Origin of the sequence: Rhizobium sp. BIGb0125, from assembly GCF_024810055.1 — a bacterium.
In the GTDB taxonomy this organism is placed as follows: domain Bacteria; phylum Pseudomonadota; class Alphaproteobacteria; order Rhizobiales; family Rhizobiaceae; genus Agrobacterium.
Genome location: NZ_JANUDV010000001.1, coordinates 847,283 through 862,387, shown reverse-complemented (window position 1 = coordinate 862,387; position 15,105 = coordinate 847,283). Strand labels below are relative to the sequence as shown.

The following is a 15,105-nucleotide window of genomic DNA, read 5'->3' as shown; positions in this document are numbered from 1 at the left end:
TTAGCCGTTCGAACCGAAGATGTCGGAGAAGGTCTTCAGGTCTTTCTCGGAGTTCTTGAGAGCTTCCGGAGCATTGATCGGCAGAACCTTGATCTTGTCGCGGGCCGGGAAACCTTCGGGCAGAGCAACGTCGTTGCGTGCTGGAATGTAACCAAGCTTCAGGAAGCCTTCCTGGCCGTCCTTGGACAGAACGTAATCAACGAACTTCTTGGCAGCGTCAGCATGCTTCGTTGTGGACAGAATGCCAACCGGCTCGGTCACGGCCGAAACACCCTCTTCCGGGAAGATGAATTCAATCGGTGCGCCCTTGGCCTTTTCACGGATTGGCATGTAGTCAACCACAACGCCATAAGCCTTTTCGCCAGAGGCCACAGACTTCAGCACACCACCGTTACCACCAGCGGCAACCGCACCATTTTCCTTGAGCGCCTTGTAGTAGTCCCAGCCAAGGCTGTCGACGCCAGCCAGCGTCTGCGCGTGAATGAGAGCAGCACCCGAGGTCAGCGGGCTTGGCATAGTCACCATGCCCTTAGCTTCCGGCTTTTCCAGATCCTTCCAGCTGGTTGGCTTCATCGCAGCGGCAGTGTTGTACATGATGCCGGTGGTGATCAGCTTGGTGGAGTAGTAATAACCATCGGCGTCATACAGCGAAGCGTCGAGATTGGCGGCTTCCGGCGACTTGTAGGCCATCAGCTGACCAGCCTGCTTCATGCGCTCCAAGGTGACCGTGTCGGCAATCAGCAGAACGTCGGCAACCGGATTGCCGGCTTCAATTTCCGCCATCAGCTTTGCCATGATCTTTGGCGTTCCGTCGCGAACCCACTCGACGTCGAGGCCGGGATTGGCAGCCTTGAAGCCATCGACGGTAGCCTGCGCATCTTCATTTGGCTGGCTGGTGTAGAGCACCAGATCAGCAGCGTTGGCGCTGCCAACAATCATGCCAAACGAAACGAGAGCAGTGAAAGCGGAAAGAAGGGTTTTCATGGGTCCATTCCTGTTATGAGGTGGCCCCGCTAAAACACATATCTATAACATGTATGTGACAGTCCATTTTTCAGGCCTGTCAATACACCTCATATGACAACACTGCCATCGATAACGCCGGTCACTTCACCAGCGATCCAGATGTCGTCGTCCAGCTTCTCGACATAGACGCGCCCGGCACGACCAAGCACCGTGCCCTGACTTGCGACATAGCGTTGTGGCGCAACACCTTTGCCCATCAGCCACTGGGCAACACCGGCATTGAGACTGCCAGTGACAGGGTCTTCGCAGTTGTCGCAAAATGCCCGCAGCTCGAAATCGGTTTCAACACCGTCCTCATGGGTACATGGCGCCACCACACCGACTTGATAATGTCCAAGTGCCGCATAATCCGGCCGAATATTCAAAACATCCGCTCTGGTTTTCAACAACAATGACAGCCAGCCCGGACCATTGTCGGTCCAGTTTGCGTCGACAATGGCGCTAGATGCCACGTCAAGGGCAGCTGCTACCGTCGCCAGCGTCTCGGCATCAACAGTCCCGGATTTGCGCAAAGGCGGTGCGGCAAATGCCGGCCTGCCGTCACTGATGCGGATACGCACCAGTCCTGCCTCACACTCCTGCACAACGTCCTGCATTCCGGTTTTGCCATGATGAGCAAGCCAGACATGGCAGGACCCAAGTGTCGGATGACCGGCAAAGGGCAACTCACCAACTGGCGTAAAAATCCGCACGCGGTAATCAGCACCATCAACTGTCGGTTTCAGCAGAAACGTCGTTTCGCTGAGGTTGGTCCAGTTTGCAAAGGCCGCCATTTGCGCGTCCGAGAGATTATCGGCATCGCAGACCACCGCCAGCGGATTTCCCTTGAATGGCTGTGAGGAAAAGACATCGACCTGATGAAAGGCATGTGTTTGGGTCACGAAGAATTTCCTTGGGAAACGGGCGTCAGATGGTCCGTCATTCATTCATGCAGGCACAGGCAGGTGCTGCCGTAAAAACTGACAATAAGGAAGAAAAACAATTGCCGAAAACGCGGACATCCGGCCACATGCGGCTTGAAACCGCAGATGAAAGGCAGCGGGATACTGCTCCCGCTACCCTCACCCATCAACAACCAATCAGATGATTGGCATCGTCGCGCTGGTTGTCGCTTCTGCACCGGCAACCAGACGACCAAGGCGCTTGATGCCCTCGTCGATCATCTGCTCGTTGGCGCAGGAGAAGCTGATGCGCAGCGTGTTGCTACCGGAGCCATCAGCAAAAAATGCCTTGCCCGGCACGAAGGCAACGCGCTCGCTCGACAGCGACTTGGCCAGCAATTCAGCACCGTCGATGCCTTCCGGCAATGTTACCCAGATGAACATGCCACCTTCCGGTTTTGTCCAGCGAGCGGTCTTTGGCATGTATTTTTCAAGAGCTGCCAACATGGCATCACGACGGGCGCTATAGGTTGCCTTGATCTTGCCGACCTGCTTGTCGAAACCGCGTGAAGCAACATGTTCGATGGCCATCTGATTGATGGTCGAGGAATGCAGGTCAGCAGCTTGCTTCATCAGAACCAGCTTGCGGATGACCGGCATGGAGGCAACGACGAAACCAACGCGCAGGCCTGGTGCCAGCGTCTTGGAGAAGCTGCCGCTGTAGATGGTACGGGTGTTTTCAATGCCGCCGCTGCGCTCAATGTCGAGTGCCAGGATCGGTGCAATTGCTTCGCCATCAAAACGCAGGTTCTGATAGGCCGCATCTTCGAGAACCGCGATATCCAGCTCATCCGCCAGTTCCAGCAACTTCTTGCGGTCTGCAAGGCTGACGGTTTCACCGGTCGGGTTGGAGAAGTCGGCAGACAGATAGGCAAACTTCACCGAACCACCAGCCTTGGTAGCGTTTTCACGATAGGTTTCCGGCGTGCGGTTACCGCCCGGGTTCAACTGGTCATAGGTCGGCTCATAAGCGTTGAAGGCTGAGAGAGCGCCTAGATAGGTTGGCCATGTCACCAGCGCGGTATCCTTCGGCGACAGGAACAGCTTGCCGAGATAATCGAGCGCCTGCTGCGAACCGGATGTGATGAAAACATTGTCCACGGAGCATTCAATGCCGATCTTCGCCATGTCGGCAACGATCCATTCGCGCAGCGGCTTGTAGCCTTCGCTGACGGAATATTGCAGGGCAGAATTTACCTGTGCACCGGAAAAAATATCGGAATAGGCCTGCTTGAATTCCTGATCTGGGAACAATGCAGGGTCGGGAATGCCGCCTGCAAACGAGATGATATCCGGCTGCTCGAGCAGTTTCAGCAGCTCACGGATTTCCGACGCCTTCATGCGCGAAGAGCGCGTGGCGAAAATATGTTCCCAATCAAGCATGGGTACGTTTCCTCTTGTTTCGTTTTTTGTGCTTTTATCTTTATAGAAAACTCGAAAGGTCAGCAATGCTGACTTATCGAATTTTGGTACTATTTTTCGACTCTACGGCGCACTCCCAAATGCAGCCGCACACTCCATTACAACTCCCTTCAAGACTTAACAATTCCCAACTGTCAGCAGTTGGACGGTGCACTCGCCTGTCTCCATCAGCCAAACAATGCCCAATCACACATTGACGAAACGGTAATTTCCGGGTCGATTGCACGGCAACTGATTTGCATTTTTCGAGGAGGATAGAATGCTCAAGAATATCGACCCGGCACTCAATGCCGATGTGCTGCACGCGCTGCGCGCCATGGGGCACGGTGACACACTGGTCATTTCCGACACCAACTTCCCGTCCGACAGCGTGGCACAACACACCGTAGTCGGTCAGGTGCTGCGCATGGAAAACATTTCCGCTGCCCGCGCCATGAAGGCAATCCTTTCGGTTCTGCCGCTGGACACGCCCTTGCAGCCTTCCGTCGGCCGCATGGAAGTGATGGGCGCACCGGACCAGTTGGAGCCTGTGCAGGCCGAAGTGCAGAAAGAAGTTGATGCCGCCGAAGGCAAATCCGCCCCGATGTATGGCATTGAGCGCTTCAAATTCTACGAAGAAGCCAGGGATGCATATTGCGTGATCACCACGGGTGAAACCCGTTTTTACGGCTGCTTTATCCTGACGAAGGGTGTCATTCCACCATCGGCCTGAGTGTGGTCCGCTGCACCAGATGAAAAACTGGATGAGCGGCCACCTGCCCGCTCATTCCTTCAATCCGGGATTGGCGTGCCCTGATGAAAACGCAACTGCCAACCGGCACCCTCCCGGCTCCAGATTGACGATCGGTTGGCGCGCTCGATGTTCTCACCATATCTGACTTCGCTGACATAAGTCACCTGCACGACATCCTCAGACAGATGACGCGCATGGAATTCTGGTAGCGGAATGGTCGCATCAATCACTTCAGCAGAATGCGGATCAAAAAACATCTCCGCACGCGCATAGGTCCTGCCTGAGCGGCGGAATTCAAAAAAGTCGGCAGCAAACACCTTGTCCATCAACGCGTTGTCAAAACGGCTCCCACCGATCCACAGACACTCTTCCAGCCTGCGGATGGCATCCAAATCTTCTTTTGTTAGAGACACATCTGCGTCGCGCATAAGGCTGCCCTGTCTGTTTTATCGGGGTTTATCAGACCAGTTTTTACCGGGGTTCACAATAAAGGAAGCGCTAGGTTGATGGTTGCAAACCCGCCGGCCGCGTCATCCTCGGGCTCGTCCCGAGGATGACGCCAAATTAAGTGACGCAATGAAAACGGCCTGAGCTATCGCCCCGGCCGTTGGTATTCCTGCTTATCGTGAAGTTTATCTAACAGCCTCGTCGCCCCCTGTTCTTGCCGACCCCTCCGCTGCCGCAGGCACGCAAACAACAAAAAGGGCCAGCGCTTTCGCGCTGACCCTATTATTTCAACCTAAGCAAATGGCTTAGTTGACAGCCTTGTCAACCAACTGTTCTTGCCGATACCCGCGATGCCGCAGGCACGCAAACAACAAACAGGGATCGGCAAAAGGCTTAGTTAACTGCCTTGTCGACCAGCTTGTTCTTGCCGATCCATGGCATCATGCCGCGCAGCTTTGCGCCAACTTCTTCGATCTGGTGAACATCGTTCATGCGGCGGATGCCCTTGAAGCGTGCGCCACCAGCCTTGTATTCCTGCATCCAATCAGACGTGAACTTGCCGGTCTGGATGTCCTTGAGGACGCGCTTCATTTCAGCCTTTGTTTCAGCAGTGATGATGCGAGGACCGGTCACGTATTCGCCCCACTCCGCAGTGTTGGAGATGGAGTAGTTCATGTTGGCAATGCCACCTTCGTAGATCAGGTCTACGATGAGCTTCACTTCGTGCAAGCACTCGAAGTAAGCCATTTCAGGTGCGTAACCGGCTTCGGTCAGCGTTTCGAAACCAGCGCGGATCAGTTCAACCAGACCGCCGCACAGAACAACCTGCTCGCCGAACAGGTCGGTTTCGCACTCTTCGCGGAAGTTGGTTTCGATGATGCCGGAACGGCCGCCACCAACGCCACAAGCGTAGGACAGAGCAACTTCAAGAGCGTTGCCGGAAGCATTCTGGTGAACAGCAACGAGGCAAGGCACGCCGCCGCCCTTCTGGTATTCGCCGCGAACCGTGTGGCCTGGGCCCTTTGGTGCGATCATGACAACGTCAAGCGTGTCCTTTGGCTCGATGAGGCCGAAGTGAACGTTGAGGCCGTGTGCGAAAGCAATCGCTGCGCCGTCACGGATGTTGCCAGCAATTTCTGCCTTGTAGATGTCGGCCTGCAGTTCGTCCGGCGTTGCCATCATCAACAGGTCTGCCCACTTTGCAGCCTCTGCAACGGTCATGACCTTGAAGCCGTCAGCTTCTGCCTTCTTGATGGTCGGCGAACCGGCCTTCAGCGCGATAACGATATTCTTCTGGCCGCTATCCTTGAGGTTGAGCGCATGGGCGCGGCCCTGCGAGCCGTAACCGACGATGGCGACATTCTTCGCCTTGATGAGGTTGAGATCGGCATCACGATCGTAATAAACGCGCATATCATTTCCTTCTCTATGCTAATCAGGTTGAGACGGTGCGGGAAGGCAGCCCTGCCCCGCAGCCGCGTGATTATTTCTGCACACCATAGAGCGTCAGAAATGCCGTAACGGCCTTTCTTGCCCGTGGTGCGAAATCCTTTTCCGGTGCCTCGCCCAGCAGCATGCGAACATGCAGATCCGAGACGATAAGACCGTAAAACATGCGATAAGCCTCTTCGACGTCATCGATGCGAAGCAGGCCGGAGCGACGCCCCGTCTCCAGCAGAGCCTTGGCGCGACGGTCGATCTGGCGACGGCCGCGCTCCAGAAGCAACGTGCCAAGCTTGGAGCCGTCACGGCTGCTCTGCCCGACCGCCAGACGGTTCAGCGCCAGCGAAACATCGCCTGCCAGAACGTCCAGCAAATCATGGGCAAAAACGTCAAGATGTTCTTTCAACTGCTCGACGCTGAGGCGTTCGCCGGTACGCTCGATGGTGCGGACCTTGCTCTGCTGAAAGGTGATCATTGCAGCCAGCAGACCATCACGGTCGCCAAACCACTTATAGAGGCTTTCCTTGGAACAGTTGGCCGCGCGTGCCAGACCGGATGTGGTCAGCGCTTTATCCCCACCCTCGACAAGCAATTTCAAAGCCTGCTCCAGAACAGCGTTCTGACGCGGCGAAAATTCCTGTGTTGTGATTGGATCGGTTGTCACGGCATTCACTCCAGAAGTACGGATTAGTACCGTACAGTACGGTTCTGGCGATGGATAAGAGAATGCCTTCTCCGGGTCAAGATATTTTTTAAGGGAACGTTACGATTTGGCGCAGCGTAGCATAAAAGCTGCGACGCAAACAGTCTCGCCTTCGCAGCAGTCAGACAGCCTTGTCGAATTCAGCACGCGCAGTCCGCACGGCTTGCTGGTTTTCCAGCGCCCAAAGGATGACTTTCGACACAGGTTCATAAAGCGAATGCCCGAGCGGCGTCATGCGATATTCAACGCTTGGCGGCTTGGTCGGGAAAACCTCACGTTCGACATAACCGTCGCGCTGCAGATCACGCAAAGTCTGCGTCAGCATCCGCTGCGAAATATCAGGCACCATGCGCCGTAACTGGCCGAAACGATAGGGTTTTTCGGACAATGCCTCCAACAAAAGCGTTGCCCACTTACCACCAATCTGGCTGAGAAGATCACGCACCGGGCAATTGTCGAAATCCAGCGCCGAATTATCTATAGTGCCACTGTTTTTCGGTTTGAAGCCAGAGGTTGGCGCATCCATGGTGGTTCCCTTTTGGTAACGATCTACCTCGAAAGTGCCTTCTTTACAGCACACGGTCAATTCCTATTTTAGCCTTGGTCTCTTTTTGAGAGCAGCAGCACAAGCCGCTACTCATGACACGCAAACCAGCGCCACACGAAACCAAACAAGGAAACACGCCATGAGCAAAATTCTCGTCACCGGAGCAGCAGGCCAGCTTGGCAAGGCTGTCATTCAGCATCTTCTGGAGACTTACAAGGTGCCAGCATCCGACATCGTCGCCGCCAGCCGCGACACGTCCAAGCTCGCCGATTTCGCTGCCAAGGGTGTTGAAACCCGCAAGGCTGATTTTGATGATGAAACGTCTCTGACAGCAGCCTTTTCCGGCATCGACAAGCTGCTGATCATCTCTACCGACGCTCTTGCCGTACCCGGCCAGCGCCTCAAGCAGCACACAGCAGCGGTTAATGCCGCCGCCAAGGCCGGCGTAAAACATCTACTTTACACATCCATGCCAAACCCGGACAAATCGCTGGTTACCTTTGCACCTGACCATCTCGGCACAGAACAGGCCGTGAAGGCGAGCGGCCTGCCCTACACCATTATCCGCAACGCCTGGTATAACGACAACTACCTGCATGCCATGCCGCACAACCTGCAGACCGGACAGTGGTTCACCTCCAGCGGCACAGGCAAGGTTCCCAATATCTCGCGTGACGATTGCGCCCGTGCAGCCGCTGCTGCCCTCGCCAAGGGCAAGGCAGAAAACAAAACCTACACCATCACTGGTCCGCAGTCGCTGAATGCCGATGAGGTTGCCGCCCTGATCACCGCCGCTACCGGCAAACCGCTGGCCGTCGTGCAGATCAACGACGAGCAGTTGAAGCAGGGCATTGAGGGCGCAGGTCTTCCCGGCTTCGTCGCTGACATGCTGGTATCGGCTGATGCCAACATTCGTGCGGGCAACTTCGATGGCGTGACCAATGACTACGAAACGCTAACCGGCGAAAAGCCACAGTCCCCGGCAGATTACTTCAAGGCCAGCAAGGCAGCCCTGATCGGCTGATTCCATCAAGGTTTCTGAACGCAAAAAAGGAGGCAGGCAAACACTTGCCTCCTTTTGCATTTCGGTTTTGCTGTCGTGATTTGCTCGAAGAAACCGCGCCAACAGATTCTAAACATACCGGAATCGCCACTTATTAACCTTGCGGCATCCAGTCTCGTTATTCCGCAGCCATGCTTTCGCGCGACGCCTCGACATCGCGGGCTGGCGACAGGCCGTAAACACGGCTGTATTCCCGGCTGAACTGCGATGGGCTTTGGTAACCGACACGGTGACCGGCAGTACCGGCGTCCAGCCGCTCCAGCAACATCAACCGCCGTGCTTCCTGCAGGCGAAGCTGTTTCTGGTACTGCACCGGTGTCATTGCGGTGATTGCTTTGAAGTGATGATGAAAGGACGACACGCTCATGCCGACATGATCGGCAAGGTCTTCAATCCGTAACTGGCGGGCAAAGTTCTCGCGCAGCCAGGCAATGGCACGGGCAATGCGGTTGCCATGTGTGTCGGCGGCAACGATGCCCATCAACTGCTCACCAGCTGGCCCAGTCAACACGCGGTAGAGGATTTCCTCCTCTATCAGCGGCGCCATGGCTGGAATGTCGGATGGACGATCAAGCAAACGGAGCAACCTTGTGGTTGCATCGAGAAGTTCCGGTGTTGCCGCATTGACGACAATGCCACGCTGGCCGGTTGCAGTCTCCGCACGCCGCCGGATATGGGCGCGAGCCATAAGATCCAGCACTTTTTCGCCGCTGATAGCAAGCGTGATGCAGAAATGCGGAACCTGTTCGCTGGCCTCAACCACACGCCATGCGACAGGCAGGTCCAGCGAACTCAGCAGATAGTCACCCGCGGCGTAATTGATTGTGTCTGTGCCCAGTTGCAGGCTTTTAGCGCCTTGAATGACCATCGCAAGACAAGGACGGTAGCTACCATGGCACGGCGCACTGGGTGACGAACGTTTGCTGATACCCAGACCGTCAACGGCCGTCTGCACCTCCCCGTCAACAGGCGCGTAACGCGCAGCGATCGAAGCGATTTCATGATAGGGGCTGAAAGGCAGCGTCATTGGTCAAGTCTCATCGAGAAAGAACGGATCCGGTAGGCTACATCTAGATTATGGCGGCCTTTTCGCAAAGGCCACACTCCTTCAATTTGCAGGATCGTGCAAAAAGGCTGGAGGATCGCTCTAACGGCACAGCGCATTTTCATTGCAGTATCCGCCATCGCTTTCCCAAACCTGAAAGGAAACTTCAGATGGCTATTGCAAGAGGTTATGCTGCGACGGATGCGTCGAAGCCACTCACTCCTTTTACCTTTGAACGTCGCGAGCCGAATGACGATGACGTTGTCATCGACATCAAATATGCGGGCATCTGCCACTCCGACATTCACACTGTCCGCAACGAATGGAAAAACGCCGTTTTCCCAATCGTTCCTGGCCACGAGATTGCCGGCGTCGTCAAGGCTGTCGGTTCCAAGGTCACACGCTTCAAGGTCGGTGATCACGTCGGCGTTGGCTGCTTCGTGGACAGCTGTGTCGGCTGCGCCACCCGCGATCTCGACAACGAACACTACATGCCAGGTCTCGTCCAGACCTATAACGACAACGATGCCGATGGAAAAACCAGAACGCAGGGCGGTTACTCCGACCATATCGTTGTCAAGGAAGGTTATGTCCTGTCGATCCCGGACAACCTGCCGCTCGACGCGTCCGCACCACTGCTGTGCGCCGGTATCACGCTTTACTCGCCGCTTCGTCGTTGGGAAGCTGGTCCGGGCAAGAAGGTTGCCATTGTCGGCATGGGTGGTCTTGGCCACATGGGCGTAAAGCTCGGTGCTGCACTGGGCGCAGACGTTACCGTGCTGTCGCAAACGCTTTCCAAGCGTGAAGATGGCCTGAAGCTGGGTGCGAAGGAATATTACGCCACCAGCGACGCATCGACCTTCGAAAAGCTGGCTGGTACATTTGACCTGATCATCTGCACTGCAGGTGTGGCCATCGACTGGAACGCTTATCTCGGCCTGTTGAAGCCAAAGGGCAACATGGTTGTGGTTGGCGCGCCTGAGCATGCCATTCCGGTTCACGCCTTCTCGCTTATCGTCGGCGCGAGAAGCCTTTCCGGCTCGATGATCGGTTCGATCAAGGAAACCCAGGAAATGCTCGATTTCTGCGGCAAGCACAACATTGTCTCGGAAATTGAAAAGATCGACATCAAGGACGTCAACGAAGCTTATGAGCGCGTGCTGAAGAGCGACGTTCGTTACCGCTTCGTCATCGATATGGCGACACTGCCAGCCTGATTGCCGACCAATGGCCTGAATACACAAAGGGCAGGATGCGATATGCATCCTGCCCTTTTTCGTTTGTATCAGACGCGTGGTGTCACGCCTCGTCTTTGAGAGTTTCCTTCTGGGTAATCAGGCGGGCACTGTGCTGACCGCTAAGATAGATCCACAACCAGCTCCATGCCACCGCAAGGCGCGAACGCGTGCCGATCAGGAAGTAGATGTGGGCAAGGCCCCAGATCCACCAGGCAAGCCCGCCCTTGAGGCTGAACTTGCCGAAGTCGATAACGGCGGCACGTTTACCGATCGTCGCCAGATTGCCCTGATGCCTGTAACGAAACGGTGCTGTGAATGGCATGCCAGCCAGACGGGCAACAATGAGTCTCGCAACATAACTACCCTGCTGTTTTGCCGCTGGCGCTATACCCGGCACCGGCTTGCCGCTTTGCTGTGTTACGGCGGCCGTATCACCAATCACGAACACGTCAGGATCACCCTCAATGGTCAGGTCTGGCCCGACGATGGCGCGCCCTGCCCGGTCGGCCGCGATGCCAAGCCATTGCGCGGCGGGAGATGCCTGCACACCTGCCGCCCACACCACGGTGCGGCAAGCCACGAAACGATCTCCAATTGTCACACCTTCATCCGTGCAGGCTGTAACCGGTGTGCCAAGCGAAACCTGTACGCCAAGCTTTTCCAAAGCATCTTTGGCGTAAGCGGAAAGTTTTTCGGTAAACACCGGCAATACACGTGGACCAGCCTCCACCAGAATGACCTTGGCTTTGGTGGTATCAACACGGCGGAATTCCGGTGGAAGAATTTTATGCGCCAACTCGGCAATCATGCCGGCCATTTCCACACCGGTCGGGCCAGCGCCGATGATGACGAAGGTCAAAAGCGCTTCGCGCTCCGCCGGGTCATTGCTGAGCTCGGCCTTTTCAAAGGCCAGCAGCAAACGACGGCGTAACGTCGTGGCATCCTCCAGGGTCTTCAGACCCGGCGCCACGCTTTCCCACTGGTCATTGCCAAAATAGGCATGGCGTGCACCGGTTGCCAGAACCAGCGTGTCGTAACCAATGTTTTCACCGGTCTTCAACTGCACGGTTTTTGCGGCACGGTCGACGCCGGTCACCTCAGTCAACAGGGTGGTGACCTCTTTGCGGTCCTTGTACAGCAGGCGAATAGGCCAGGCGATTTCGGATGTGGCGAGAACGGTGGATGCGACTTGGTAGAGCAGTGGCTGGAACAGGTGGTGATTGCGTCGGTCAATCAGCGTTATGCGAACCGGCGCGCCTTTCAGACCATGTACAAGCTGAAGCCCGCCAAACCCGCCTCCGACAACAACGACATGATGTTCCTGCATAAAACTGCCCCTTGGTCATAATAAATAAAGCCCGCGCATGGGAATGCGCAGGCCCAATTTATAAAGCCAAAACTTGACGATAGTTATGAAATATCCTGACCGCAGGCGCGGCAAAAACGCCGCACCGTCTCGACCATGCCATATTCCAGGGCATCCGCAGTCAGCCCGTGACCGATGGAGACCTCGGCCAAATAAGGAATGCGCTTGACCAGTGCCGGGAGGTTGGCAACCGTCAGGTCATGACCGGCATTGACCGCAAGCCCTAGCGCCTTGGCGTGATCGGCCGTCTGGCCCAAAGCCTCAAGAAGTACTGCCTCTTTTGCCGGATCGTCGTAACACCCGCCAAACGGGCCAGTGTAAAGTTCGATACGTGCGGCACCGGTCTCAGCAGCCAGTTCCACGGCCGAACGGTCTCCGTCACCATCGGCAAACAGCGACACGCGCATGCCACCGGCTTTCAGACGCGCGACGGTTTCTTTCAGGAGCCCTGAATGTTTGTGAAAATCCCAACCATGGTCGGACGTGGCCTGCGACGGATCATCCGGCACCAATGTCACCTGCTCTGGCTGGGTCTGTTCGCAAAGCAACACAAATTCTTCCGTTGGATATCCCTCAATGTTGAACTCCGCCTGCGGGAACTCGTCATCAATCAGGGCGCGTAACACAGGCAAATCAGAAAACCGAATGTGGCGTTGGTCTGGCCGCGGATGTACTGTCAGACCGCTGGCACCGGCCTGAAGCGCCAGTCGACCAAAATGCTCGACATCCGGCCAGGGCAGACCGCGCCTGTTGCGCAGCATAGCTATGGCATTGAGATTAACGGATAAAGTGGTTGGCATGACGGCAGCCCTTGGAAAAGCAAATCAGGAGTGAGTACTCTCTTTTATCAAGGATGCAGTAACACAAACGCAACAACCAGAAAAAAATGTATTCGGCATGGAACAGAATCAGAAATGGGTTCATTATACTAAATTCGCGCAATCCGCTGAAAGGAATGCCGCCTGTGAGAGATGTTGCCGACCATAGGACCAATCACACAAACGACGCTCGCCTTGTGAGTGGCACACCTCGTGATTGCGCCAGGCAAACATTTCACTCCAGACATCAAAAATGAAAGACCAGACACGCGAGAGGGCCAATCTCGCGCTGTTCATTCATGGAATGTAGCGACTGATCAAGAAGGAATGCTGTAAAGATATTCACGCATGGAGGGGGGAGACCTTATGCAGAAGGAAAATACGCCCGACAGTCAAATACGTGCGAAAGCGAAGTCGTCGCTCTATGACGAACATATTTTCTTGCCAGACCTCAAACTATCCCTACGCTTGCCGCCAGAGCCGGTTGGAATAGCAGAGATGGCTAATCTTTTTGGCGTCACCCATAGAACGTTGCATTTCTACGAGGAAAAAGGACTGCTGTCCTCCCGCCGTTCTGGCCTGATGCGCATCTATTCGCATCGCGACGTAAATGTCATGGCGCTGGTCAACACCTGCCGCGAAGTGGGCATTCCCGTTGCGGTCATTCAGGAATTCATGGAAAAGCTGGCTGATGCGGATTCTCAAGTGGAAGCGACAGCGCTGTTCGAAGATTTGCTCAATAACCGCAAACGCGAACTGACGGCTGATCTTTCAACCATGCGCCGGCAAATGCAACAGATCAGCAATCTGCTTGCACCGGATGACGATGATGACACGGTTCAAACCGGCCCATCACCTGAAGATACGATCATACTGACCGACATCGAACGCAAATGCCTGGAACTGATGGCGGAAGGTTATGCCTCCGTTCGTCTGGCGCGTGCCGTTGGCCTGCGCACGGAAGAACTGCAGAAAATCGAATTGGGCATTATCCAGAAATTTAGCGCCAACAACCGCTTTCAAGCGGTTGCCAAGGCCGTATTGCTTGGAATCATACCCGCTTGAAAGAATGGGAATAGTCGCCCTATCGAACGATTGTCAGTGTTTCTGCCGCGCGGGTAATGGCTGTATAAAGCCAGCGCTCGCGGCTGTCGCGAAATGCGAAACTCTCGTCGAACAACACAACATTGTTCCACTGCGAACCCTGCGCCTTGTGCACAGTCAGCGCATAACCGAAATCAAACTCGTCGTAACGCTTGCGCGTCGTCCAGGGAATTTCGGTTTCGCTTTCCTCAAACGCCGCTTTCAGCAGTTTGATCTTTGCCGCACCGCGATCCATATCGTCGTCTTCGGGACGGATCATCAGGTTGATGCCGGGTTTTACCGTCTCGCGCGATGAACTCATCACCTGCCAGAGCGAGCCGTTCAGCAGGCCCTTGGCAGGGTCATTGCGCAGGCATACCAGCTTGTCACCCGATTGGGGGTAATCGGCCGAAAAGCCCTTCAACTCGCGAAGACGCTGGTTGTAACGACGACGGGTGCGGTTGGTACCAACCAGAACCTGATCGGCGTCCAGCACCAATGACTGCGTCACCTCGGATTTGGAAATCACCTGCGCGGAACCATAATCGCCGCGCATGATCTCGCGACCCTCGCGCACATCCATGGCCAGCTGGATGATCGGGTTATCCTTGGCCTGACGATGAATTTCGCTCAGCAGATAATCCGGTTCCTGCTCGGTGAAATAACCGCCACCGGTCACCGGCGGCAACTGGCCGGGATCACCCAGAACAAGGATCGGCGTGCCGAAGCTCATCAGGTCCTTGCCCAGTTGCTCGTCCACCATCGAGCATTCGTCGATAATGATCAGAGCAGCTTTGGCCAACGGGCTTTGCCGGTTGATGGAAAACATCGGTGCGATGGACGTCTTGCCGGTTTCCTCGTTTTCGATGGCTTCTTCACCACGTGGTCGATAAATCAGCGAATGTATGGTACGGGCATTGGACGCGCCGCGGGAACGCAGCACCTGTGCCGCCTTACCGGTAAAGGCCGCAAACAACACGTCGCCATCCACATTCTCAGCGAAATGTTTGGCAAGCGTCGTCTTGCCCGTTCCGGCATAACCGAAAAGCCTGAAAACCTGCGAACGGCCTTCCTTGAGCCAACGCGAAACGGCTTTAAGAGCCTCGTCCTGTTGCGGTGAAAATTGCATGCGCTCTCTTCGCAGGATTCGGGGCAACTGCGCAACCGCAAACTCTCCGTGGAAGTTTTCCTTCCATGCGTGCCAGCGAAGGCAATAGCGCCTAAAATGCC

15 protein-coding genes are annotated in these 15,105 nt (G+C 55.5%); 4 read left to right on the top strand and 11 right to left on the bottom strand.

Features of this window, described 5'->3' with window-relative positions; translation table 11 throughout:
• From M2418_RS03895 to M2418_RS03885, 3 genes are all read right to left on the bottom strand, one after another.
• Positions 1–984, bottom strand: coding sequence for an ABC transporter substrate-binding protein (locus tag M2418_RS03895; RefSeq protein ID WP_250981808.1), 984 nt, complete (start codon positions 982–984; stop codon positions 1–3).
• 89 nt (positions 985–1,073) lie between these two features.
• On the bottom strand, positions 1,074–1,907 hold the full coding sequence (locus M2418_RS03890; RefSeq protein WP_405049368.1) for a PhzF family phenazine biosynthesis protein: 834 nt from the start codon (positions 1,905–1,907) through the stop codon (positions 1,074–1,076).
• Between the two features lie 198 nt (positions 1,908–2,105).
• On the bottom strand, positions 2,106–3,350 hold the full coding sequence (locus M2418_RS03885) for a PLP-dependent aminotransferase family protein (RefSeq protein ID WP_259144554.1): 1,245 nt from the start codon (positions 3,348–3,350) through the stop codon (positions 2,106–2,108).
• A 298-nt stretch (positions 3,351–3,648) separates the two neighbouring features.
• Between M2418_RS03885 and M2418_RS03880 the strand changes: the two genes are divergently transcribed.
• Positions 3,649–4,101 (top strand): RbsD/FucU family protein, encoded by a 453-nt coding sequence (locus M2418_RS03880; protein WP_259144552.1) that lies wholly within the window; start codon positions 3,649–3,651, stop codon positions 4,099–4,101.
• A 59-nt stretch (positions 4,102–4,160) separates the two neighbouring features.
• Here the strand turns inward: M2418_RS03880 and M2418_RS03875 are convergent, their stop codons facing one another.
• The 4 genes from M2418_RS03875 to M2418_RS03860 all read right to left on the bottom strand — a co-directional run bounded on the left by M2418_RS03875 (position 4,161) and on the right by M2418_RS03860 (position 7,241).
• Entirely contained in the window at positions 4,161–4,550 is a 390-nt protein-coding gene (locus M2418_RS03875; RefSeq protein ID WP_259144550.1) for a DUF4440 domain-containing protein, read from the bottom strand.
• Between the two features lie 412 nt (positions 4,551–4,962).
• Positions 4,963–5,982: a ketol-acid reductoisomerase gene (gene ilvC, locus M2418_RS03870; RefSeq protein ID WP_250981812.1), complete on the bottom strand. Its 1,020-nt coding sequence runs from the start codon at positions 5,980–5,982 to the stop codon at positions 4,963–4,965.
• 70 nt (positions 5,983–6,052) lie between these two features.
• Entirely contained in the window at positions 6,053–6,676 is a 624-nt protein-coding gene (locus M2418_RS03865; protein ID WP_192488587.1) for a TetR/AcrR family transcriptional regulator, read from the bottom strand.
• A 160-nt stretch (positions 6,677–6,836) separates the two neighbouring features.
• Positions 6,837–7,241, bottom strand: a complete 405-nt coding sequence (locus M2418_RS03860; RefSeq protein ID WP_259144539.1) for a helix-turn-helix domain-containing protein — start codon at positions 7,239–7,241, stop codon at positions 6,837–6,839.
• Positions 7,242–7,401: 160 nt separating this feature from the next.
• Here M2418_RS03860 and M2418_RS03855 point away from each other — a divergent pair, with 160 nt between their 5' ends.
• Positions 7,402–8,286: an SDR family oxidoreductase gene (locus tag M2418_RS03855; RefSeq protein WP_259144537.1), complete on the top strand. Its 885-nt coding sequence runs from the start codon at positions 7,402–7,404 to the stop codon at positions 8,284–8,286.
• Between the two features lie 157 nt (positions 8,287–8,443).
• Here M2418_RS03855 and M2418_RS03850 read toward each other — a convergent pair whose 3' ends face one another.
• On the bottom strand, positions 8,444–9,352 hold the full coding sequence (locus M2418_RS03850; RefSeq protein WP_259144535.1) for an AraC family transcriptional regulator: 909 nt from the start codon (positions 9,350–9,352) through the stop codon (positions 8,444–8,446).
• A 188-nt stretch (positions 9,353–9,540) separates the two neighbouring features.
• Between M2418_RS03850 and M2418_RS03845 the strand changes: the two genes are divergently transcribed.
• Entirely contained in the window at positions 9,541–10,587 is a 1,047-nt protein-coding gene (locus tag M2418_RS03845; protein WP_259144533.1) for an NAD(P)-dependent alcohol dehydrogenase, read from the top strand.
• An 82-nt stretch (positions 10,588–10,669) separates the two neighbouring features.
• On the opposite strand, the gene M2418_RS03840 is transcribed toward M2418_RS03845, so the two are convergent.
• Both M2418_RS03840 and M2418_RS03835 read right to left on the bottom strand, forming a co-directional pair.
• The gene (locus tag M2418_RS03840) at positions 10,670–11,935 is read right to left on the bottom strand and encodes an NAD(P)/FAD-dependent oxidoreductase (RefSeq protein WP_259144531.1); all 1,266 of its coding nucleotides are present in this window, start codon (positions 11,933–11,935) and stop codon (positions 10,670–10,672) included.
• Positions 11,936–12,018: 83 nt separating this feature from the next.
• Entirely contained in the window at positions 12,019–12,774 is a 756-nt protein-coding gene (locus M2418_RS03835; RefSeq protein WP_259144529.1) for a pyridoxine 5'-phosphate synthase, read from the bottom strand.
• Between the two features lie 384 nt (positions 12,775–13,158).
• On the opposite strand from M2418_RS03835, the gene M2418_RS03830 reads away from it, so the two are divergent.
• Complete coding sequence (locus M2418_RS03830) at positions 13,159–13,857, top strand: MerR family transcriptional regulator (protein WP_259144522.1); 699 nt, start codon at positions 13,159–13,161, stop codon at positions 13,855–13,857.
• 19 nt (positions 13,858–13,876) lie between these two features.
• Here M2418_RS03830 and M2418_RS03825 read toward each other — a convergent pair whose 3' ends face one another.
• Complete coding sequence (locus tag M2418_RS03825; protein WP_192488579.1) at positions 13,877–15,004, bottom strand: ATP-dependent RecD-like DNA helicase; 1,128 nt, start codon at positions 15,002–15,004, stop codon at positions 13,877–13,879.
• Positions 15,005–15,105 lie beyond the last annotated feature (101 nt).